Origin of the sequence: Kineococcus sp. TRM81007 (assembly GCF_022669155.1) — a bacterium.
Classification (GTDB): domain Bacteria; phylum Actinomycetota; class Actinomycetes; order Actinomycetales; family Kineococcaceae; genus Kineococcus.
Map to the genome: position 1 here is coordinate 393 of NZ_JALBVB010000033.1, position 20,325 is coordinate 20,717.

Here is a 20,325-nt window from a genome sequence, read left to right on the forward strand (position 1 = left end):
CACCGCTCCGCCCGTTCCGCCCCCCCCTTCCCGCCGGTGGCTACGGTCGGACCCGCGGAGCGCACCGCGCGAGCGGCACGACCCGCTCGACGACGACGACCGGAGGCCCCGTGGCACGCCCTCCCGCCCGCCCGGCCTCCTGGCACCTGGGGCTGATGCTGGCGCTGACGTTCTCCACCGGGATCGTCGACGCCGTCGGGTACCTGGGGCTGGACCGCGTGTTCACCGCGAACATGACCGGCAACGTGGTGATCCTCGGCATGGGCCTCACCGGTGCCGAGGACCTGCCCGTGACCGGCCCCGTCCTCGCCCTGGTGACGTTCGTGCTCGGGGCGGTGCTCGTGGGGCGGGTGCTGCGCCGGGCGGCGCAGGGGTGGACGACGGCCACCACCGTCGTCGTCGCGCTCGTGGGCGCCGGGCTGGCCGTGCTCGCCGCGGTCGTCGCCGGCCTGGGCGAGGCGGTGCCCGTGCAGGAGGGCGCGACGCCACCGCCGGCCGCGCTGGCGGTCACCGCGATCCTGGGCGTGCTCATGGGCGCCCAGGCCGCCGCCGCGCGCCGGCTGGCCGTGAAGGACGTCACCACGGTCGTGGTGACCTCGACCCTGACCGGGCTGGCCGCGGACTCCCGCCTGGCCGGCGGCACGGGCGAGGGCTGGCGGCGCCGGCTGGGCGCGGTGCTGCTCATCCTCGCCGGTGCCGCCGCGGGCGCGGGGCTGCTGCGCTGGCACGTCGGCGCCGGCCTGGTCACCGCCGCCCTGATCGCCCTGGCCTGCGCGGGGCTGGGGCACCGGCACGCCCGTGCGCACCCCCCGGCGGCCGGGCCCGCGAGGAGGGGAGGGCTGGCAGGGTGGGTCGTGCGGGTGCAGCATCGACCCGCACGCCAGGACGCCACCGGCACGGAAGAGGGACCATGACGAACCCGCGCGCGGGCCAGCACGCCGAAGCCTCCGACCTCATCGACGTCGCGCACGTCGTGACGGCCTACTACGCGGTGACCCCGGACCCCTCCGACGTCGGCCAGCGCGTCACCTTCGGCACCTCCGGGCACCGCGGTTCCAGCCTGGACGGCGCCTTCAACGAGCAGCACATCCTCGCCACCACCCAGGCGATCGTGGACTTCCGCCGCGAGCAGGGCTACGACGGCCCGCTCTTCCTGGGCCGCGACACGCACGCCCTGTCGGAGCCGGCGTGGACGTCCGCCCTGGAGGTGCTGGCCGCCAACGACGTCACCGTCCTCGTGGACGACCGCGACAGCTGGACGCCCACGCCGGCGGTCTCGCACGCGATCCTGCGCGCCAACCGCGACGGCGCAGCGATCCGCACCACCGGCCCCGGCCTGGCCGACGGCATCGTCGTCACCCCCTCGCACAACCCGCCGCGCGACGGCGGTTTCAAGTACAACCCGCCGAACGGCGGCCCCGCCGACACCGACGCCACCGGCTGGATCGCGAAGCGGGCCAACGCCCACCTCGAGACGGGCCTGGAGGGCGTGCGGCGGATCCCGTTCGCCAGGGCGCGCGCCGCCGCGCAGGGCTACGACTTCCTCGGCACCTACGTCGACGACCTGCCGAACGTGCTGGACGTCGACGCGATCCGCTCCGCCGGGGTGCGCATCGGCGCCGACCCCCTCGGCGGGGCGAGCGTGGAGTTCTGGCAGGCGATCGCCGAGCGGCACCGCCTGGACCTGACGGTCGTGAACCCGCTGGTGGACCCCACCTGGCGGTTCATGACGCTGGACTGGGACGGCAAGATCCGCATGGACTGCTCCTCCCCGTCGGCGATGCACTCCCTCATCGACCGCCGCTCGGAGTTCCAGGTCGCCACCGGCAACGACGCCGACTCCGACCGGCACGGCATCGTCACCCCCGACGCGGGGCTGATGAACCCCAACCACTACCTCGCGGTGGCGATCCAGTACCTGTTCTCCACCCGCGACGGCTGGCCGGCGGGCGCCGCGATCGGCAAGACGCTGGTGTCCAGCTCGATGATCGACCGCGTCGCCGAGGACCTGGGGCGCACGCTGCTGGAGGTCCCGGTCGGGTTCAAGTGGTTCGTGCCGGGCCTGCTGGACGCCTCCGTCGGCTTCGGCGGCGAGGAGAGCGCCGGTGCGTCGTTCCTGCGGCGCGACGGGTCGGTGTGGAGCACCGACAAGGACGGCATCCTGCTGGCGCTGCTGGCCTCGGAGATCATCGCCACCACCGGCCGCACCCCGAGCGAGCACTACGGCGACCTGACCGCGAAGCACGGCGCACCGCAGTACGTGCGCAGCGACGCCGCCGCCACCCGCGAGCAGAAGGCGACCCTGTCGAAGCTGTCCGCCGAGCAGGTCACCGCCGAGGAGTTCGCCGGTGAGCGGATCGTCGCCAAGCTCACCGACGCGCCCGGCAACGGCGCGAAGGTCGGCGGGCTGAAGGTCGTCACCGAGAACGCGTGGTTCGCCGCGCGCCCCTCCGGCACCGAGGACGTCTACAAGATCTACGCGGAGTCCTTCAAGGGTGCCGACCACCTGCGCCGGGTGCAGTCCGAGGCGCAGGAACTGGTCGACGGGGTCCTCGCGAGCTCGTGACGCGGGCGGTGGGGGTGTGACGAGGGTCGACCAGTGGGTCTGGGCGGTGCGGCTGTACAAGACCCGCTCGGTGGCCGCGGCCGCGGTCAAGGCGGGGCACGTGCGCGTGAACGGCGAGCGCGCGAAACCCGCCACGAAGGTGGTGCCCGGCGACGAGGTGCGGGTGCGCGCCGAGGGCTACGAGAAGGTCTTCGAGGTGGTGCAGCCGCTGACCAAGCGGGTGGGTGCGCCGGTGGCCGCGCAGGCGTACGTCGACAACTCCCCTCCCCCGCCGCCGAAGGACGAGTTCTTCGGGGCGTTCGGCACCCGTGAGCGCGGTGCCGGGCGCCCCACGAAGCGGGACCGGCGCGAGATGGACCGGCTGCGCGGCGCGCGGCAGGACTGACGCCGGTGGGGTGGCAGGCTGTACCCGAACGGACCGCCCGCGACCCCCGGGAGCACGCCATCCGCGCACGCACAGCCAGCGGCATCCTCGCCCTGGCGCTCGCCCTGACCGCCTGCACCTCCTCGGCAGCCGACGAGCCCGGTTCCTCCGCGGGGGACGGGCAGCGGGCCTCCGCCTCGCCCGTCGCGCCGGCCGGCGCGGTGCTCACCCGCCCGGCGGCGCGCAGCGCGGTGCTGGACGCCTCCACCGGCCCGGAGGCCGCGGCCGCGCTCAGCGCCCACCTGCTGGCCACCAGCCCGTCGGTGGTCGTGGCCGCCGACGAGCCCGCCTCGCTGGAACGGGGTGCGGCGGTGGCCGAGGGGCTGGGCGTCCCGCTGCTGCTGCCGGCGCCCGCGACGGCCGAGGAGGTCCGCCGGCTCGGCGCGGAGGGCGTGCTGACGGTGGGCGGGACGGCGACGACGTGGGCCCGGGAGACGTTCACCGAGCGCGGCGACCCGAGCGTGGAGGTCGCCGAGGGACCCCGTGCCGCCACCGCGGAGCAGGGCGGCGGCACGGTGGTGCTGGTCACGGGAGCTCCCTGGGAGGCCGCCGCCGCGGCCACCGCCCGCGCCGTGGGGGCGCAGGTGCTGACCGTCCCGTCCGGGGACCCGCGCGCCGACGGCGCCGTCGTCGAGGCCCTGCACGCCGCCGCGCCGCAGCACGTGGTGGGGCTCGGTCCCGCGTTCGCCGCGCAGGACGTCTTCGCCGGTCGCGTCGAGACCGCCGTCACCGGCGCCCAGGTGCCGGGCGGGGGGCAGCTGCCGCTGGAGGGCCGGCGCCTCATCGCCCTGTACGGGCACCCGAACACCCCCAGCCTGGGGCTGATGGGCGAGCAGCCGCTCGAGGAGACCCTGGCGCGGGCACGGGAGCTGGCGGGCCGCTACGACGGCCTCGACGAGCGGCCGGCCGTGCCGACGCTGGAGATCATCACCACGGTGGCCTCCGGCTCGCCCGGCCCGGACGGGAACTACTCCAACGAGGTGGACCCCGCCGAGCTGGAGCCGTGGGTGGACGCCGCGGGCGCGGCGGGCGTCTCCGTCGTCCTCGACCTGCAGCCGGGCCGCTCCGACTTCCTCACCCAGGCGAAGCGCTACGAGTCGCTGCTGCGCCGCCCGCACGTCGGGCTCGCCCTGGACCCGGAGTGGCGCCTGGCGCCCGGCCAGGTGCACCTGCGCCAGATCGGCTCGGTGGGCGCGGGCGAGGTGAACGCCGTCGGCGACTGGCTGGCGCAGCTGGTGCGCGAGAACGCCCTGCCGCAGAAGGTGTTCCTGCTGCACCAGTTCCGCACGTCGATGGTGCGCGACCGCGAGACCGTGGACACCGGCCGGGACGAGCTCGTCACCGTCGTGCACGCCGACGGGCACGGCACGCCGGGCATGAAGGAGGCCACCTACGGGGTCCTGACGTCCCAGGGCCCGCCCGGGCTGGTGTGGGGCTGGAAGAACTTCATCGACGAGGACGACCCGACGTTCACGCCGGCCGAGACGGTCGCCGTGGACCCGTCACCGGTGTTCGTCTCCTACCAGTGAGCGGTGACCGGGACCAGGAGGTCGCCACGTCGAGCGCCTCACGCCGCGGTCGGTGACGCCGCCGCCGACCGGCTGCTCGGTCGGCGCAGCGCCGTGCCGATGGCCGCTGCCGTCAGGCTCAGCAGCAGGACGGGGGGCGGGGGGAACAGCAGCAGCGAGATCACCAGCAGGGGCAGCACGACGGAGGCGTCGAGCCAGAGCAGGGCGCGCGTCCGGTGCAGCAGTTCCGGGGCCCGACGCACGACGAGCAGGTTCAGGGCGCCGAAACCGATCAGCAGGAGCGCCATCGCCAGGCTGAAACCGTTGAAGAGCTGCCAGAAGCTGCGGTCGAGGCCGGCCAGGCTCACCGTCGTCCCCCGCATCGACGCGCGCACCAGGTGCTCACCCGGCGGCGGCTCCACCACCGCGCCGACGGCGAACGAGATCGCGTGCACCGAGCCCGTGAGGACGAGCGACCACCCCGCGACGGTGGCGGCGGTCGACCGCGAGGCTGCGACACGGGGGCGAGGACCTGTCACCGGGACTCCTGACGGACGTGGGCGGGCGGGGAGGTGGGAGGGCGCCAGTCGGCGGCTCGGCCGGCAGCGCGCAGGGCCAGGCGAGCCGGTGTCACCAGCACCGCTGCGTCGCGGGCGGAGGTGAGCGCCGGGTGGGCACCTCGCGCGAGGTGACCGAGGTGGCGGGAGCGGCGAGCCAGGGCGGCGACCCGCCGGGCGCGCTCGCGGTCGTAGCGGGAGAGGGCGGACGGCACGGAGCCCTCGGCCTCGAGGGCGTGGGCGAGGACCACGGCGTCCTCCAGCGCCAGGCAGGCGCCCTGGCCCAGGTTGGGCTCCATGGCGTGGCCCGCGTCACCGACGAGCGCGGTGCGGCCGCGGTGCAGAGCCGTTGCCCCGGGGGGCAGGTCGTGCACGTCGTGGCGCAGGACGGTTCCCGGCTCGATCGCTGCCAGCAGCGCCGGGACGGGTTCGTGCCAGCGGCCGAAGCGCCGTCGCAGTTCCGCCAGTTCATCACCGGCTCGGGCACCCCGCGGCGCGTTCGCGGTCGCGTAGACGTAGGTGCCCGCTCCGCCGACGGGGACGGTGCCGAACCGTTCGCCCCTGCCCCAGGTCTCGCTGGCACCGTCCTCCGCGCCGGTCCCCCGGAGCCGGTCGGCGCCCGGGACGAGCGCGCGCCAGGCGGTGTACCCGCGGTGGACCGGCCGCGCCCCGTCGGGCCACAGCGAGCGGCGCACGAGGGAGCCGATCCCGTCGGCGCCGACCACCAGGTCCGCCTCCACGCTCGCCGGGTCCGTGACCTCGTGCCCGAGGTGGAGCGCGTCGCGCCCGAGCGCGCGGGTCAGCACCTCGCTCAGGTCCGCCCGGGCGATGCCGAGCAGCGGCTGCCCGCAGCGACGCGCCAGTTCGTGCGCGTCCACGCGCGAGAGCGAGCGCCCTGACGGCCGCCGCAGGGTCGAGCGGTGCAGGACGCTCGCGCGTTCGCGGACCGCCTCGGCGACACCCAGCACCTGCAGGCAGTGGACGGCGTTGGGCCACAGCACCAGGCCGGCGCCCGCGGCGGCAGCACCGTCCGCAGTCCTCTCCCGGACGTGCACGTCCCAGCCGGCGCGCCGCAGCGCCAGTCCCGTCGCCAGGCCACCGATCCCGCCTCCGACCACGACCGCGGACCGCTCGGGCGTCTTCCTCACCACTCGACTCTACAGATGTAGAGGGAGGGTGGCAAGGGCTGCGCTTGTACAGTTCCCCCGTGAAGCAGGACCGCAGGGAGCTCATCGCTCGCACGGCGCTGCAGGTCCTGGCGAGCGGAGGCGCGCGCGCCCTGACCCACCGGGCGGTCGACACCAGGGCAGCGCTGCCCGCCGGCTCCACCTCCTACTACTTCCGCAGCCGGACCGCGCTGCTGCGCGCCTGCGTCGACGACCTCGCAGCGCAGGACCACGCGCAGCTGGACCTCGTGGCGCCGCTGCTGGCCGCCTCGGACGCGGAGACCCTCGGGAGGGTGCTCGCAGACGTCCTGCTCCGCTGGCTCAGCACCGACCGCGAGCGCCACATCGCGCGGTACGAGCTGTCGCTGGAGACGCTGCGCCGGCCCGAGCTGGCCGAGGCCCTGCACCGCAGCGGGACCGCCATCAGGGACCGGGTGGCGGACGTGCTGGCCGGCCTGGGCGCGAACGACCCGTCGGGGCAGGCGCAGTGGCTGGTGGCCTGCCTCGACGGGATCCTGTTCGACCGCCTCGTGGGGGCCAACGCGGGTGCCCCTGTCGATCGGGAGGAGATCGCCGCCGCGACGCGCCGCCTCACGGCCCTGGTGCTCGAACCCGCGTGATCCCCCGTCCTCGGCGGGGGTCTGCCCCCGTGGCACCCGTGGTGGTGTCCCCCGCGACGGGTGCGCTCACCCGACGGGTACGGGCCGTCGGCACGTCGGGGCCGACCGGCAGCGGTTTCCCGGGCGCACCGGGCGGGTAGGGGGCCCGGCGAGGACGACGACAGGAGGCTGCCGTGACGAACGGACCCGAGGACACCGCTCCCACCCGCCCGGCCGAACCGGAGCTGGACAGCGCGATGGCCACCGGCAACGACGAGGGCGAACCGGGCCCCCCACCCTCCCCGGCGGACGGGAGCGAGGACGGCGCGGCGGTGGAGGAGACGGCCGGGGCGGAGCTGGCCGTGCACGACGACGCTCCCCTGGACGCCTCCGCGCTGCCGGCGCCGGACGCGGAGCCCGACCCGCGCGACCCGCAGTTCCACGAGCCCGGCGCCTGAGCGCCCGGACCACCACCCCCCGAGGAGACCTCCCGTGCCCGAAACCCCCGCCGGTCCGCTGGGCGGCCTCGACCCGATCGCCGGTGCAGCGCAGCGCCCCGGCGTCGCCCTGGTCGCGGGGTCGGCCGGGGTGATCGGCGCGCACGCCGCCGCGGAGTACGCGCGGGTGCCCGGCTGGACGGTGCGCGGCGCGGCTCGCCGCGCGCAGCCGGGCGTGCCGTGGCAGCCGCTGTCCGCGGACCTGTCCACCGCCGGCGGCGCCCGCGAGGGTCTGGCCGCCGCGCGCGACACCACGCACCTGGTGTTCGCCGCCTACGTCGAGCGCGGCGACGAGCGGCAGCAGATCGAGGACAACACCGCGCTGCTGCGCCACACCCTGGACGCCCTGGCGGACGCCCCGCTGCGGCACGTCACCCTGTACCAGGGCGGCAAGGCGTACGGCGCGCACCTGCCGGGGTTCAGGACGCCGGCGCGCGAGAGCGACCCGCGGCTGCTGGTGCCGAACTTCTACTACGCCCAGGAGGACGTGCTGCGCGCCGAGGCCGCCCGGCGCGGGTTCGGGGTGACGCTGCTGCGCCCCGAGGGGGTCGTCGGGTACGCCACCGGCAACCCCATGAACATCCTCACGGTGGTGGCGGTGCACGCGGCGATCAGCCGCGAGCTGGGGCTGCCGCTGCGCTTCCCCGGCTCGCGCGCGGCCGCCGAGGCGCTGTACCAGGTGACCGACGCGGAACTGCTGGCGCGCGCCACCGTGTGGGCGGGGTCGACGCCGGCCGCCGACGGGGAGGTCTTCAACGTCACCAACGGCGACCAGTTCCGCTGGGCGCACGCCTACGCGGCGATCGCCCGGCACCTGGGGATGGAGCACGACGAGCCGCAGGACTTCTCCCTGACCTCGGTGATGCCGATGCACGCCGAGACGTGGGACCGCATGGTCGAGCGGCACGGGCTGGTGCCGACGCCGTACGAGCGCCTGGTGGGGTGGGCGTTCGGGGACTTCCTGTTCCACTCGGGCTTCGACAACGTCTCCAGCACCGTGAAGGTGCGCCGCGCCGGTTTCGGGGAGTGCCTCGACAGCGTCGACCGGTTCTGCGACCTGCTGGACCGCCTGGCCGAGCGGGGGGTCGTCCCGCCGTCGCGGTGAACCGCACCGGCGGTGCCGCCGGCACCGGTGGGCGCACCCGTCGCACCGGCCGGAAANGGTGCGACGGGCCTCGGCTCAGGAGGAGCGCTGCTGCGAGGCGGGGGCGCTCCAGGTCTGCATCGGGGGGAAGCCGTCCGCCCACAGGTCCTCGAGCAGGACGTTCGCCAGGTCGGTGCTGTCGACGTAGGCGCCGCGCACCGGGTCCTGCCGGACGGCGCGGGCGGCCAGGGCCTCGGCGCCGGCGCCCTGCGCGAACACGGGCACCAGCCCGTTGGTGTGGTTGGTGGAGTTCCAGCTCGCCGCCGGGACCTGGCCCGCCGCTCCGGCGATCGGCGTCCAGTTCGGGTTCGCGCCCGGGCCGGCGAGGTAGCCGGTCTCGTGGTCGGCGGTGACGACCAGGAGCGTCTCGTCCCAGCTGGACTCGGTCTCGACCCACTCGACGGCCGCGTCGACGGCGCCGAAGAACTCGGCGGTCTCCTCGATCGTCTGCGCGGCGTCGTTGGCGTGGCCGGCCCAGTCGATGGCGCCGCCCTCGACCATCGCGAAGAACCCGTCCTCGTCCTCGTCGAGGACGTTGAGGGCGGCCTCGGTGAGGGTGCCGAGCGTGGGGACGTCGTTGCGCTCCACCGAGAAGGGCTCGGAGCCGGCGACCCCCGTGCGGCCCTGCTGCAGCGTCGAGGCGACCTGCACGGCGCCGAAGACGCGGTCGGGGGTCTCCTCGACGGTGGCCAGGCGCTCGAACTCCGAGGTCTCCTCCACGAAGGTGAAGGGGGTGCGGCCCTGGCTGACGCGCTCGTAGTCGCCCTGGCTGATGTAGTCGTAGCGGGGGGAGAGCAGGCGCTGGTGGTCGTCGTCGTACCACGGGTGGCCGGCGCCGATGACGACGTCGAGGTTCCCGGCGAGGTACTCGTTGGTCACGCCGGTCAGGTCGTTGCGGTCGGGGTTGTGGGCGCCGAACGCGGCGGGCGTGGCGTGGCTGAACGGCACCGAGCTCACGACGCCGGCGGCCTTGCCGAGGGCCGCGGCGCGCTCGCTGAGGTTCTCGACCCGGGAGCCGTCGGCATCCAGGCCGATGACGCCGTTCTCGGTCTTCACGCCCGTCGCCATCGCGGTGCCCGCGGCGGCGGAGTCGGTCGCGTCCTGGGTCACCCACTCGAAGTCGCCCCAGGCGAGCTCGGGGTCGTAGGCGGGGCTGGTCACCGAGCCGGTGGACATGCCCAGCTGGACGGGGAACTCCTGGAACACCTGGGCGGGGGTCCCGGGCACGCGCGTGACCTCGCCGTCGGCGGGGTCCACGGCGACCTGGTGGTTCGTCGTCCCGGTGAGGTACGAGTTCGTGAAGTCGATCTGGTTGTGGCCCATGCCGTCGCCGATGAGGACGATGACGTTCTTCGGGCCACCCTCCTCGGCGACCGCGGCCGAGGCGGCGGGGGCCAGCGGCGCGATCGCGGCGCCGCCGGCGAGGACGACGGCGGCGGCGAGGGTTCGGCGCTCGAGACGCTTGCTGAACACGGTTCTCCTTCGCGGGGGTGGGGGGGCACCCCGACTCCACCGGATGCGCGCCCGCGGCGGGCCACGCCCGGGTGTCCTGCCGGCGAACACTCCCCGACGCCTCGCGGCGGCGTCCCGGTGCGCGAGGATGGGCCCGTGGTCGAGGACAGCCTGTGGACGCGGATCGTGCGCGAGGACCCGGAGCACTCCGCGCGGTACGTGGAGCGGTTCCGCTCCATGGCCGCCGTGGGCGCCGACCTGGACGGTGAGGCCCGGATGCTCGACGCGATGCTGAGCCGCGGTTCGCGGGTCCTGGACGCCGGTTGCGGGCCCGGCCGGGTGGGCGGTGCGCTGGCCCGGGCCGGGCACGAGGTCGTCGGCGTCGACGTCGACCCGGTGCTGATCGCCGCCGCCGAGGAGGACCACCCGGGGCCGACGTGGCTGGTGGGCGACCTCGCGGAGCTGGACCTGCCCGCGCGGGGCATCGCGGAGGGTTTCGACGTGGTGGTGTGCGCCGGGAACGTCGTGGCTTTCCTGGCGCCGAGCACCCGGGGCGAGGTGCTGCGCCGGCTGGGGGCGCACCTGCGCGAGCGGGGCCGCCTGGTGTGCGGGTTCGGCGCCGGTCGCGGCTACGAGGCGGCGGAGTTCCTCGCCGACGCCCGCGGTGCGGGCCTGGAGCCGGACCTGCTGCTGTCCACGTGGGACCTGCGCCCGCACACGCCGGACGCGGACTTCCTCGTCGCGGTGCTGCGCCGCGCCTGAACGCTCAGCGGGTGGTTGACCACACCGTGAGGGCGTCGCGCAGCCCGTCCAGCCCGCCGAGGGCGGCGACCGCGTCGCGCGCGACGAGGAAACCCGCGATGCCGACGACCCACCCCGCGGCCGAGTCGCCCTGCTTCGAGGCCCACCCGTCCACCCGGCGCAGCAGCGGCTCGACGCGGCGCGCGGCGAGCGCCCGCAGAGCCAGCAGCAGCAGGGCCGGCGCGACCATGACGAGGCAGTAGCCGAGGAGCAGGCCACCGGTGGCGGGCGCCGGCAGGTCCGCGGCGCCGAGGACTCCCAGCGCCGCCAGGTACGGCAGCATCGTCGCCAGTTCCACGGCGACGGAGGCCGCGGCCAGCAGCACGGCCCGCGAGCCGTCCATCCGCTCGACGCGCTCGCGCCACACCCGGGTGCGGTCCGGCAGGCCCTTGCGGCGGCGCCGGCCGGAGTCGAGGGCGAAGCTGCCGGTCAGCAGCCCGGCCCCCAGCACCAGCTGGGCCCACCGGGCGGCCGAGGTGGCCCCGGCGTCCTGCACCCACCCGGAGGCCGTCTCCCACAGCGCCCGGCCGCCGAGCAGGAGGGCGGCGCCGACGAGGGCGTAGCAGCCGGCGACGACGGCCAGGTGCAGCACGACCCGCCGCACCGGCGCCGGGCCGGGGCGCAGCAGCAGCCACACGGGCAGCACGAGGGTGCCGGTGCTGGTGGAGTCCACCAGGGCGAGGACGACGAGCGCGCCGACCACGGCGAGCAAGCCGGTCCCGGTGCCGGCGTCGAGGGTTCCGAGGGTGTCGAGGAGGTCCACGGCCGCAGGGTGCGGGCGGCCGGACGGGCGCCGCGTCCGCCGGTGGAGGGCCCGGTGGCGGGTGGTGCGCCCCGAGCGGAGTACTCCGGTCGGCGGACGCCGGGCGGTGGGCGGGGGTGGTCGGATGGGCCCGTGGACCCCGAGACGCCGCCCCGGGAGCGCGCCGCCCGCCCCACCGCCCGGGACCTGGCGGTGGGGGCCGGCCTGTTCGCGCTGGGTGCCGCGCTGACGGCGGCGGGGGTGACCGGCACGTGGAGCGACGCGCCCTGGAGGGTGCCCCCGGCGGGGTCGCTGCTGCCGCTGGCGGTGTGCTGCGCGGCGAGCGCCCTGCACCGCCGGGCACCGCTGACGGCGCTGGGGGTGGCGGCCGCCGCGTTCGCCGCGGACGGCCTCACCGGCGGGTCGCTGGGGGTGACGCTGGCGTTCGTCGACGTGCTGTACCAGGCGTGCCTGCGCACCACGCCCGCGCGGCGGAACGCCGTGGAGCGCACCGCCCTGGCCGTGGTGGTCGGGTGCGCGCTGGTGGCCGGCGCGCTCGGCTGGGACGTGCGCTCGGTCGTCCTGCTGGCGGTGACGGGTGCGGGCCTCCTGTGCCTGCCGGTGTGGTGGGCGCGCGACGTGGTGCGCGGGGAGGAGCTGGCGCGGCTGGCGGGCGAGCGGGCGGCGCTGGAGACGGAGCGGGCGGTGCGCGAGGAGCGCGCCGCGATGGCGCGGGACCTGCACGACGTCGTCGCCGGGCACGTCGCCGGGATCGCCCTGCAGTCGGAGGCGGCGCTGGCGGCGGCACGCGCCCGCGGTGAGGACACCGCGGTGCTGGCGGGGATCCGCGCGGCCGGCGTGGAGGCGCTGGGCGAGATGCGCACGATGATCCACCTCATGCGCGAGGGCACCGCACCGGACCCGGTGGCCGCGGCGGGCGACCTGCGCGCCGTCGTGGAGCTGGCGCGGGCCGGCGGCCTGGACGTGCGGTGGGCGGGGAGCGGGGCGGCCGGTGGCGCGGTGGACGTGGAGGACCTGGAGGACCTGGAGGACGCGTCGCCCGTGGTGCGGCAGGCGCTGCACCGGGTGCTGCAGGAGGCGCTGACGAACGCGCGCCGGCACGCGGGGCCGGGGCCGGTCGAGGTGGCGCTGGTGCGGGAGGGCGAGCGGGTGGTGCTGCGGGTGGTCTCGGCGCTGCCGGGGCGCGCCGCGGGTGCGGACGGCCGCCGCGGGCACGGTCTGGCGACGATGCGCGAGCGCGCGGAGGCCCTCGGCGGGACGTTCCGCGCGGGTCCGGCCGGGCCGGGGAGCTGGGAGGTGCGCGCCGAGCTGCCGGGACGGCCGGCCGTCGGGGTGGGGGTGCGGGTGTGAGCGGCGCGGGTGTGAGCGGCGCGGTGCGGGTGGTGCTCGCGGACGACCACGCGGCGGTGCGGGCGGGGTTGCGGATGATCCTGGAGGCGTCCGGGGAGGTGGTGGTCGTCGGGGAGGCCGCGGACGGGGAGACCGCGGTGGCGCAGTGCCGGGCGCTGCGCCCGAACGTGGTGGTGATGGACCTGCGGATGCCGGGCACCGACGGGATCGCGGCGACGGCGCGGGTGGTGGCGGACGGCACGGCGGTGCTGGTGCTGACGACGTTCGACCTGGACGAGCTGGTGCTGGGGGCGCTGCGCGCGGGGGCGGCGGGGTTCCTGCTGAAGACGGCGGACGGCCCGCGGCTGGTGGACGCGGTGCGGCGGGTCGCGGCGGGTGAGGGAGTGCTGGCGCCGGAGGTGACGCGCACCGTGCTGGCGTCGGTGGCGGCGGGGGCGGCGCCCGGCGCGGTGCCGACGGCGGCGCCGGACCTGTCGGCGCTGACGGAGCGCGAGCGGGAGGTGCTGCGCTGCCTGGGTGAGGGGCTGACGAACGCGGAGCTGGCGCGGCGGCTGGTCATCTCGCCGCTGACGGCGAAGACGCACGTGAGCCGGTTGCTGGGCAAGCTGGGGTTGTCGTCCCGGGTGCAGGCGGCGCTGCTGGCGCGCGAGGCGGGGCTGGTGTGAGCGCCCGCACCGGGCTTTGCATGACCATCCAGCAGCGTGCATAATCTTCCGCATGTCCAAGGTCCTCACCTCCCTGCCCACCGGCGAGCGCGTCGGGATCGCCTTCTCCGGCGGCCTGGACACCTCCGTCGCGGTCGCCTGGATGCGGGAGAAGGGCGCGGTGCCCTGCACGTACACCGCCGACATCGGCCAGTACGACGAGCCCGACATCGCCTCCGTGCCGGACCGCGCGAAGGACTACGGCGCCGAGGTCGCCCGCCTCGTCGACGGCAGGGCGGCGCTGGTGGAGGAGGGCCTGGCCGCGCTGACCTGCGGGGCGTTCCACATCCGTTCCGGCGGGCGCGCCTACTTCAACACCACCCCGCTGGGCCGCGCCGTCACCGGCACCCTGCTGGTGCGCGCGATGCTCGCCGACGACGTGCAGATCTGGGGCGACGGCTCCACGTTCAAGGGCAACGACATCGAGCGGTTCTACCGCTACGGCCTGCTGGCGAACCCCTCCCTGCGCATCTACAAGCCGTGGCTGGACGCCGACTTCGTCACCGAGCTGGGCGGGCGCAAGGAGATGTCCGAGTGGCTGCAGGCGCGCGACCTGCCCTACCGGGCCAGCACCGAGAAGGCGTACTCCACCGACGCGAACATCTGGGGCGCCACCCACGAGGCGAAGCGGCTGGAGCACCTCGACGTGGGCGTCGAGCTCGTCGAGCCCATCATGGGCGTGCGGTTCTGGGACCCCGAGGTGGAGATCGCCCCCGAGGACGTCACGATCGGTTTCGAGCAGGGCCGCCCGGTGTCGATCAACGGGCGCGAGTTCGAGAGCGCCGTGGACCTGGTGCTGGAGGCCAACGCCGTCGGCGGCCGGCACGGGCTGGGCATGTCCGACCAGATCGAGAACCGCATCATCGAGGCCAAGAGCCGCGGCATCTACGAGGCCCCCGGCATGGCGCTGCTGCACGCCGCCTACGAGCGCCTCGTCAACGCCATCCACAACGAGGACACCGTCGCCAGCTACCACAACGAGGGCCGGCGCCTGGGCCGCCTGATGTACGAGGGCCGCTGGCTGGACCCGCAGGCGCTGATGCTGCGGGAGTCGCTGCAGCGCTGGGTCGGCATGGCCGTCACCGGCGAGGTGACGCTGCGGCTGCGCCGCGGGGAGGACTACTCGATCCTCGACACCACCGGCCCCTCGTTCAGCTACCACCCCGACAAGCTGTCGATGGAGCGCACCGAGGACTCCGCGTTCGGCCCCGTGGACCGCATCGGGCAGCTGACGATGCGCAACCTCGACATCGCCGACTCCCGGGCCCGCCTGGAGCAGTACGCGCGCATCGGCCTGGTGGGCCAGTCGCCGCAGCCGGTCCTGGTGGGTGCGGCGCAGGCCGCCTCCACCGGGCTCATCGGCGCGATGGACGAGGGCGGCGCCGAGGCGATCGCCTCGCGCGGTGAGGTCTCCGCCGACGAGTCGCTGCTGGACCGCGCCGCCATGGAGTCCGGCACCGACTGACGCCCCCGGAGGCGTTCGCCGTCGGCGCGTTCGCGGACCGGCGGCGGCGGGTGAGCCGTGGAGCTGGGCGACGGCGAGCACGGCGAGGGTGAAACCGACGCCCTGGACGGGGCTGAGCGCTTCCGCGAGGACCGCCCACCCCGGGAGGGCGGCGACCAGCGGGGGCAGCAGGGCAGGTACGCGCCCGCGGGCCCCGGAAACCCCGTGCTCCCGGGCGGAGCCGTGTGGCAGCCTGCCCGACCGTGACGGATCCGACCGAGGTCTTCTGGCGGGCCCACCACGGCCTGCCCCGCGAAGCACCCGGTTCCGAGGCCACCACCCGCCTGCTGCTGCACCTGGCCGGCGCGCTGCCCGGGGAACCGGCGGTCCTCGACGTGGGGTGCGGCACCGGCCCCGCCACGGTCCTGCTCGCCCAGCTCACCGGTGGGCACGTCACCGCCGTGGACCTGCACGAACCCTTCCTGGACGCCGTGGCCGCCCGGGCGCGCGCCGCCGGGGTGTCCGACCGCGTCCGGACGCTGGCCGCGTCCATGGACGAGATCCCCCTCCCGCACGGTTCGGTGGACCTGCTGTGGGCCGAGGGCTCCGCCCACGTCATCGGCTTCGACGCCGCCCTGAGCGCGTGGCGGCCGCTGCTCGCACCGACCGGGGTGCTCGTCCTGACCGAGGCCGAGTGGCTGACCCCGGACCCGGCGCCGGCCGCGCGGGCGTTCTGGCGGGCGGGCTACCCCGCCATGCGCACCACCGCCGGCAACGTCGACGCCGCCCAGCGGGCCGGGTGGACCGTGCACGCCACCCACGTCCTGCCCGAGTCCGACTGGGACGAGTACTACGGGCCGCTGAGCGCCCGCCTGGACCAGCTCCGGCGCGAGGGGGTGCCGGAGGACCTGCTGGCCCGGGTCGGCGAGGAGATCGCCGTGCGCGCCGCCCACGGCGGCGACTACGCCTACACCGGCTACGTCCTGCGCCCCCGCGCGCACGGCGGGGGCCGCGCCGCGGGGTGACCCGGCCCCGTGGACGGCAGCGCGCGCCACGCCCGCCGACGGCCGGGAGCACGCCCGCGAGGGTCACCGCCCGGGGCCCGCGCCCTCCCCGTCCTCGTCGCCGACCGGTTCCACCAGGTCCGGGCCGTCGTTGCGCGGGCTGTTCACGGCCGTGGACACCGGGTGGGTCTCCAGGTGGGGTTCGGGGACCGCGTCGAGGACCTGCCGCACCAGATCCAGGTCGGTCAGCTGCGGGTCCAGCCAGTCGTCCCTCATGTCCGGCGGCACCACGACGGGCGTGCGGTCGTGGATGTGCCCGAGGGCGTCGGACGCGCGCGTGGTGAGGACGGTGAACGTCCAGCGCCAGCGGCCGGGGTCGTCCTCCGCCTTCGCCGGGTCCGGCCACAGCTCGTACAGGCCCGCGAACGTCAGCAGCTCACCGTCGGCGCCGTGCAGGAAGTGCGGCACCTTGGCGCGCCCCTCGCGCCGCTGCCACTCGTAGTACCCGTCGGCGGGCACCAGCAGCCGGCGCTTCGACGCCGCCCGCTTGTAGGCGGGTTTCTCGGTGACCGTCTCGACCCGCGCGTTGATCATCTTGTTGCCGATGGCGGCGTCCTTCGCCCACGACGGCACCAGGCCCCAGCGCAGCGTGCGCACCTGCCGCACCGCCGCGCCGTCGGGGTCGCCGTCGGGGGCCCGTTCCAGCACGACCCGCGCCCCCTGCGTCGGCGCGATGTTCCACGACGGCCCCGGCGCCTGGCCCACGACCTCGCCGGCACCCAGCAGCTCCACCAGCTCACCGTCGGAGCGGGACAGGACGTAGCGACCGCACACCCGGGCAGTGTGCCCGCCCGGCGGCCCGGGCGCAGGGGGTGCGCTCAAGCCCGGCGCCCTCGCAGCCGATGCAGCGGGCACGAGCGGGAACGGGGTCGCCGGCGCCAGGCCCGACCCCGTCCCCGCTCCCCAACCCCCCTCGGCGCGCCTCCCCGCCGCGCACCGCACCCCCTCCTACCGTGATCGCCGGGAACGTTCGACGACCCCCGGCGACCGCGGGGTCCGGCGACCAGGAGGGCACCGTGCACGACACCGACCCGGCGACCGCGCTGCTCGACACGACGGAACGGGTGTGGGCACCCCGCACCGACGGCCTGTGGGAGTCCACCGACCGGATCATCACCACCCGGCAGCTGCTGGAGGACGCGTTCGGGCCGACCCGGCCCGCCCCGTGAGCACCCCCTGGGGCGAGTCGCTGGCCGCGTTCGGCGACGCGGCCCGCTGGTTCACGCGCACCACCGCGCTCGTCGGGGACCGCTGGGACTCCCCCGGGCTGGGCGAGTGGGACGTGCGCGCCCTCGTCGGCCACACGAGCCGTTCCCCGCTGACCGTGGAGGCGTACCTGGCGCAGCCCGCCGCCCGGGTGGACGTCGCCTCGGCGGTTGACTACTACCGGGCCACGCGCGCGATCGCCGCCGGCCCCGGGGTGGCGCAGCGCGGCCGCGACGCCGGCACCGCGCTGGGCGCCGACCCGGCCGCGGAGGTGGCCGTGATCACCGAGCGCGTCACGGCCCTCCTCGAGGGCTGCGACGGCACCGAACCGGTGACGACGATCGCGGGCGGGATGCGCCTGGCCGACTACCTGCTCACGCGCACCTTCGAGCTGACCGTGCACACAGCGGACCTCGCCGTCGCCCTCGGTGCCCCCGTCGAACCCCCGGCGAGCGCCGCCGCGCCGGCCCTGCGCCTCGTCGCGGACCTGGCGGCCGTCGACGGCCGCGCCGCTCCCCTGCTGCTGGCCGCCACCGGCCGGACGGGCCTGCCGGCGGGCTTCTCGGTGCTGTGAGCGCAGCGCACGGGGACGCCCCCGACACCGGCGGGTCCGCCGCGCACGCCCGGTAGGTTGAGGTGGATGAGCGGCCCACAGGACCCCGTCGACGGCGCGGTGCGCGCCACGCGCGCGCTCGTCGGGATCGCCGTGCGCTCGCTCTCGGCCGCGCTGGAGGTGATGACCCTCCCCCAGTACCGGGTGCTGGTGCTCGTCGCCACGCGCGGCCCCCAGCGCAGCGGTGACCTCGCCGTCGAGCTGGGGGTGCACCCCTCCACCCTGACCCGCACCGTCGACCGCCTCGTGGGCGGCGGCTGGGTCCGGCGCACCAGCAACCCCGCCAACCGGCGCGAGGTCCTCGTGGAGGCCACCGGTACCGGCCGGGAACTCGTGGAGGACGTCACGGCCCACCGCCGCCGCGAGGTCGCCACCGTGCTGGAGCGCCTCGCCCCGGACGAGCGGGCCCGCGTCGGTGAAGGGCTGGCCCTGTTCGCCGGCGCCGCCGGGGACCCCGGCGCCGGGGAGCTGTCCCGCCTCGGCGTGGAGCGCTGACGCACCACCACGGGTGGGACGGGCCCGCGCTGGGTACGTCACGGGACATGGCACCCGACACCGCGACGATCTCCCGCCTGCACGAGCAGGTGCACGACCGGCTGCACGCCGTGCAGTCCGCCTACGAGGGCGACCAGGAGCGCCCCCTGGGCGGCTTCCTCACCCTCATGAGCGTCTACGCCGGCGCGGTCGGCGGCGCCGGCCTGCTGGCCCGCGCGCGCGGGCGCTCCCTGCCCGACCGGTTCACCGCCGGGGACCTCGCGCTGCTGACGCTGGCCACCCACAAGGCGAGCCGGCTGATCAGCAAGGACGCCGTGACCGCGCCGTTCCGCGCCCCCTTCACGCGCTTCGCCGGGTCCGCCGGCGAGGGCGAGAACATGGAGGAGGTGCGCGGCCAGGGCATCCGCCACTCGATCGGGGAGCTGCTCACCTGCCCGTTCTGCACGTCGGTGTGGGTGGCGACGGGGTTCGTCGCCGGCGGCGTCCTCGCACCGAGGCTGACGCGCAGCGCCGCGGCCATGCTCACCGCGGTGCTCGGCTCGGACGTGCTGCACCTGCTGTACGACAGCGCCAAGCACCTGCCCGAGCGGGCGCAGCCGGAGGACTGAGGTCAGCGCGCGCCGGTGTGCCCGGCGGGTGCGGCGAGGCGCCCGGCCGCCAGCGCGATCAGGGCGGCGGCGGCGCCCGCGGCCACCGCGAACGCCCACCGGGTCCCGGCCGCGTCGGCCAGCCCGCCGGCGAGCGCGGAGCCCAGGGCGGTGCCCAGCACGGTGCCGCTGGTGAGCAGCGTCATGGCCGCCCCGCCGGTGCGGTGACCGCCGGTCTCGGCGGTCACCGTGTTGACGGTGACCATGACGGGTCCGACGAACAGGCCGGTGAGGAACGTCGCGGGCACCAGCGCGAGGGTGGTGCCGGCCGCGGCGAGCATCGCGAGCGCACCGGCGAGCAGGCCGACGGCGCTGAGGAACCACCGGCGCCGCAGGGAGACGTGCGCGGGCACCAGCACCATGCCCAGCGCGGTGATCGTGGACCCGATCGCGAGGGCCGCGTAGACGAGGGAACCGTCGGAGGGGCGGCCGGCGTCGGTGGCGGAGGCGGTCAGCGCCGCCTGGGTGCCGCCGAACACGGCGCCCATCGCGAGCATCCCCAGCACCGGGCGCATCACGGACGGCGCCCGGCCGCGGGTGCGCTGGGCCGGGACGGCGGCGGTGGCCGGGGCGGCGGGGCGCGGCCCGGTGACCCGGTGGGTGCGGTGCGCGGCGAACGCGGTGGCGAACACGGCCGTGACGCCGGCGGCCACGAGCAGGGGCGCGCTGGTCCCCGCGGCGAGCGCGATCAGCCCGACGGACGCGGGACCGGCGACGAAGGACAGCTCGTCGACGACGCCCTCGTACGCCATGGCGGTGCGCAGGTCCGCCGGCGACAGCCGCATCCACCGCACCCGCGACAGCGGGCTGACCTGCGGCAGCGTCGCGCCGGCCAGGAAGGCGGCGGCCAGCAGCGCCGGCACCGCGGCCCCGCCGAGGGCGAGGACGAACCCGGTGAGGGCGATCAGGTGGGCGGCGACGAGGAGCAGCAGCACGCGGCGCTGTCCGTGCCGGTCGCACAGCACCCCGGCGCCGGCCGCGCCGAGCGCCTCCCCGACGGCGGTGGCGGCGGCGGCGGCACCGCCGGCGGCGATGGACCCGCTGGTGGCGGTGACGGCGGTCAGCACCGCGATCGGCACCATCGACACGGGCAGGCGGGCCAGTGCGGACACCACCAGGTAGGACCAGCCGGCGACGGCGGGCAGGCGGCGGTAGGCGGCGAGGGCGCCGGGGCGGGACGGGGCGGGCGGGGTCAGGACGTCGTGGCGGTCCACGGGTAGCCTCCAGTGCGGCGGCGCCACCCCCAGCCACTGAGGCGCCCGGACCCTGGACTGCGACGTCGATGGTAGGTCGCCGCGGCGGGGGCGCGCCAGTCGCCGACGGGT

General features: G+C 76.3%; 22 protein-coding genes. 16 read left to right on the forward strand and 6 right to left on the reverse strand.

All coding sequences use genetic code 11. From position 1 onward, the window contains the following. The first annotated feature begins 110 nt into the window (after positions 1-110). The 4 genes from MN205_RS03470 to MN205_RS03485 are packed head-to-tail and all read left to right on the forward strand — an operon-like array spanning position 111 to position 4,519. Entirely contained in the window at positions 111-914 is an 804-nt protein-coding gene (locus MN205_RS03470) for a YoaK family protein (RefSeq protein WP_242124351.1), read from the forward strand. Further along, complete coding sequence (gene pgm / locus MN205_RS03475) at positions 911-2,566, forward strand: phosphoglucomutase (alpha-D-glucose-1,6-bisphosphate-dependent) (protein WP_242124352.1); 1,656 nt, start codon at positions 911-913, stop codon at positions 2,564-2,566. The genes MN205_RS03470 and pgm overlap by 4 nt, the downstream gene beginning before the upstream one ends. A 16-nt stretch (positions 2,567-2,582) precedes the next feature. Then, positions 2,583-2,951, forward strand: coding sequence for an RNA-binding S4 domain-containing protein (locus tag MN205_RS03480; RefSeq protein ID WP_242124353.1), 369 nt, complete (start codon positions 2,583-2,585; stop codon positions 2,949-2,951). Between the two features lie 5 nt (positions 2,952-2,956). Beyond that, positions 2,957-4,519: a hypothetical protein gene (locus MN205_RS03485; RefSeq protein ID WP_242124354.1), complete on the forward strand. Its 1,563-nt coding sequence runs from the start codon at positions 2,957-2,959 to the stop codon at positions 4,517-4,519. A gap of 38 nt (positions 4,520-4,557) precedes the next feature. On the opposite strand, the gene MN205_RS03490 is transcribed toward MN205_RS03485, so the two are convergent. Both MN205_RS03490 and MN205_RS03495 read right to left on the reverse strand, forming a co-directional pair. Continuing rightward, on the reverse strand, positions 4,558-5,037 hold the full coding sequence (locus MN205_RS03490; protein ID WP_242124355.1) for a hypothetical protein: 480 nt from the start codon (positions 5,035-5,037) through the stop codon (positions 4,558-4,560). Continuing rightward, positions 5,034-6,203: an FAD-dependent monooxygenase gene (locus MN205_RS03495; protein ID WP_242124356.1), complete on the reverse strand. Its 1,170-nt coding sequence runs from the start codon at positions 6,201-6,203 to the stop codon at positions 5,034-5,036. Before MN205_RS03495 ends, MN205_RS03490 begins: the two co-directional genes overlap by 4 nt. Before the next feature lie 59 nt (positions 6,204-6,262). Between MN205_RS03495 and MN205_RS03500 the strand changes: the two genes are divergently transcribed. From MN205_RS03500 to MN205_RS03510, 3 genes are all read left to right on the forward strand, one after another. Beyond that, positions 6,263-6,841, forward strand: a complete 579-nt coding sequence (locus MN205_RS03500; RefSeq protein WP_242124357.1) for a TetR/AcrR family transcriptional regulator — start codon at positions 6,263-6,265, stop codon at positions 6,839-6,841. Between the two features lie 173 nt (positions 6,842-7,014). Beyond that, entirely contained in the window at positions 7,015-7,278 is a 264-nt protein-coding gene (locus tag MN205_RS03505) for a hypothetical protein (protein WP_242124358.1), read from the forward strand. A 34-nt stretch (positions 7,279-7,312) separates the two neighbouring features. After that, positions 7,313-8,422, forward strand: a complete 1,110-nt coding sequence (locus MN205_RS03510) for an SDR family oxidoreductase (protein ID WP_242124359.1) — start codon at positions 7,313-7,315, stop codon at positions 8,420-8,422. 75 nt (positions 8,423-8,497) lie between these two features. Here the strand turns inward: MN205_RS03510 and MN205_RS03515 are convergent, their stop codons facing one another. Then, a complete protein-coding gene (locus tag MN205_RS03515) occupies positions 8,498-9,934 on the reverse strand; it encodes an alkaline phosphatase (RefSeq protein WP_242124360.1) in 1,437 nt (478 codons plus the stop codon). A 135-nt stretch (positions 9,935-10,069) separates the two neighbouring features. On the opposite strand from MN205_RS03515, the gene MN205_RS03520 reads away from it, so the two are divergent. Further along, complete coding sequence (locus MN205_RS03520) at positions 10,070-10,675, forward strand: methyltransferase domain-containing protein (protein WP_242124361.1); 606 nt, start codon at positions 10,070-10,072, stop codon at positions 10,673-10,675. 4 nt (positions 10,676-10,679) lie between these two features. On the opposite strand, the gene MN205_RS03525 is transcribed toward MN205_RS03520, so the two are convergent. Continuing rightward, positions 10,680-11,477 (reverse strand): GAP family protein, encoded by a 798-nt coding sequence (locus tag MN205_RS03525; protein WP_242124362.1) that lies wholly within the window; start codon positions 11,475-11,477, stop codon positions 10,680-10,682. A 132-nt stretch (positions 11,478-11,609) separates the two neighbouring features. Here MN205_RS03525 and MN205_RS21460 point away from each other — a divergent pair, with 132 nt between their 5' ends. The 4 genes from MN205_RS21460 (at position 11,610) to MN205_RS03545 (ending at position 16,000) form a co-directional block, all read left to right on the forward strand. Further along, a complete protein-coding gene (locus tag MN205_RS21460; protein WP_242124363.1) occupies positions 11,610-12,827 on the forward strand; it encodes a sensor histidine kinase in 1,218 nt (405 codons plus the stop codon). Beyond that, the gene (locus MN205_RS03535) at positions 12,824-13,492 is read left to right on the forward strand and encodes a response regulator transcription factor (RefSeq protein WP_242124364.1); all 669 of its coding nucleotides are present in this window, start codon (positions 12,824-12,826) and stop codon (positions 13,490-13,492) included. The genes MN205_RS21460 and MN205_RS03535 overlap by 4 nt, the downstream gene beginning before the upstream one ends. Before the next feature lie 52 nt (positions 13,493-13,544). After that, on the forward strand, positions 13,545-14,996 hold the full coding sequence (gene argG / locus MN205_RS03540; RefSeq protein WP_242124365.1) for an argininosuccinate synthase: 1,452 nt from the start codon (positions 13,545-13,547) through the stop codon (positions 14,994-14,996). A 242-nt stretch (positions 14,997-15,238) separates the two neighbouring features. Then, positions 15,239-16,000, forward strand: a complete 762-nt coding sequence (locus MN205_RS03545; protein WP_242124366.1) for a class I SAM-dependent methyltransferase — start codon at positions 15,239-15,241, stop codon at positions 15,998-16,000. 63 nt (positions 16,001-16,063) lie between these two features. Here MN205_RS03545 and MN205_RS03550 read toward each other — a convergent pair whose 3' ends face one another. Beyond that, positions 16,064-16,813, reverse strand: coding sequence for an SOS response-associated peptidase (locus MN205_RS03550; protein ID WP_242124367.1), 750 nt, complete (start codon positions 16,811-16,813; stop codon positions 16,064-16,066). 242 nt (positions 16,814-17,055) lie between these two features. On the opposite strand from MN205_RS03550, the gene MN205_RS03555 reads away from it, so the two are divergent. The 4 genes from MN205_RS03555 (at position 17,056) to MN205_RS03570 (ending at position 18,961) form a co-directional block, all read left to right on the forward strand. Next, positions 17,056-17,208 carry a hypothetical protein gene (locus MN205_RS03555; protein ID WP_242124368.1) on the forward strand — a complete coding sequence of 51 codons (153 nt, stop codon included), beginning with the start codon at positions 17,056-17,058 and terminating at the stop codon, positions 17,206-17,208. Further along, entirely contained in the window at positions 17,205-17,819 is a 615-nt protein-coding gene (locus MN205_RS03560) for a maleylpyruvate isomerase N-terminal domain-containing protein (protein WP_242124369.1), read from the forward strand. Before MN205_RS03555 ends, MN205_RS03560 begins: the two co-directional genes overlap by 4 nt. Before the next feature lie 66 nt (positions 17,820-17,885). Beyond that, positions 17,886-18,353 carry a MarR family transcriptional regulator gene (locus MN205_RS03565; RefSeq protein WP_242124370.1) on the forward strand — a complete coding sequence of 156 codons (468 nt, stop codon included), beginning with the start codon at positions 17,886-17,888 and terminating at the stop codon, positions 18,351-18,353. A 47-nt stretch (positions 18,354-18,400) separates the two neighbouring features. Continuing rightward, positions 18,401-18,961 carry a DUF1360 domain-containing protein gene (locus tag MN205_RS03570; protein ID WP_242124371.1) on the forward strand — a complete coding sequence of 187 codons (561 nt, stop codon included), beginning with the start codon at positions 18,401-18,403 and terminating at the stop codon, positions 18,959-18,961. Positions 18,962-18,963: 2 nt separating this feature from the next. Here the strand turns inward: MN205_RS03570 and MN205_RS21465 are convergent, their stop codons facing one another. Continuing rightward, on the reverse strand, positions 18,964-20,214 hold the full coding sequence (locus MN205_RS21465; RefSeq protein WP_242124372.1) for an MFS transporter: 1,251 nt from the start codon (positions 20,212-20,214) through the stop codon (positions 18,964-18,966). Between the last annotated feature and the right edge of the window lie 111 nt (positions 20,215-20,325).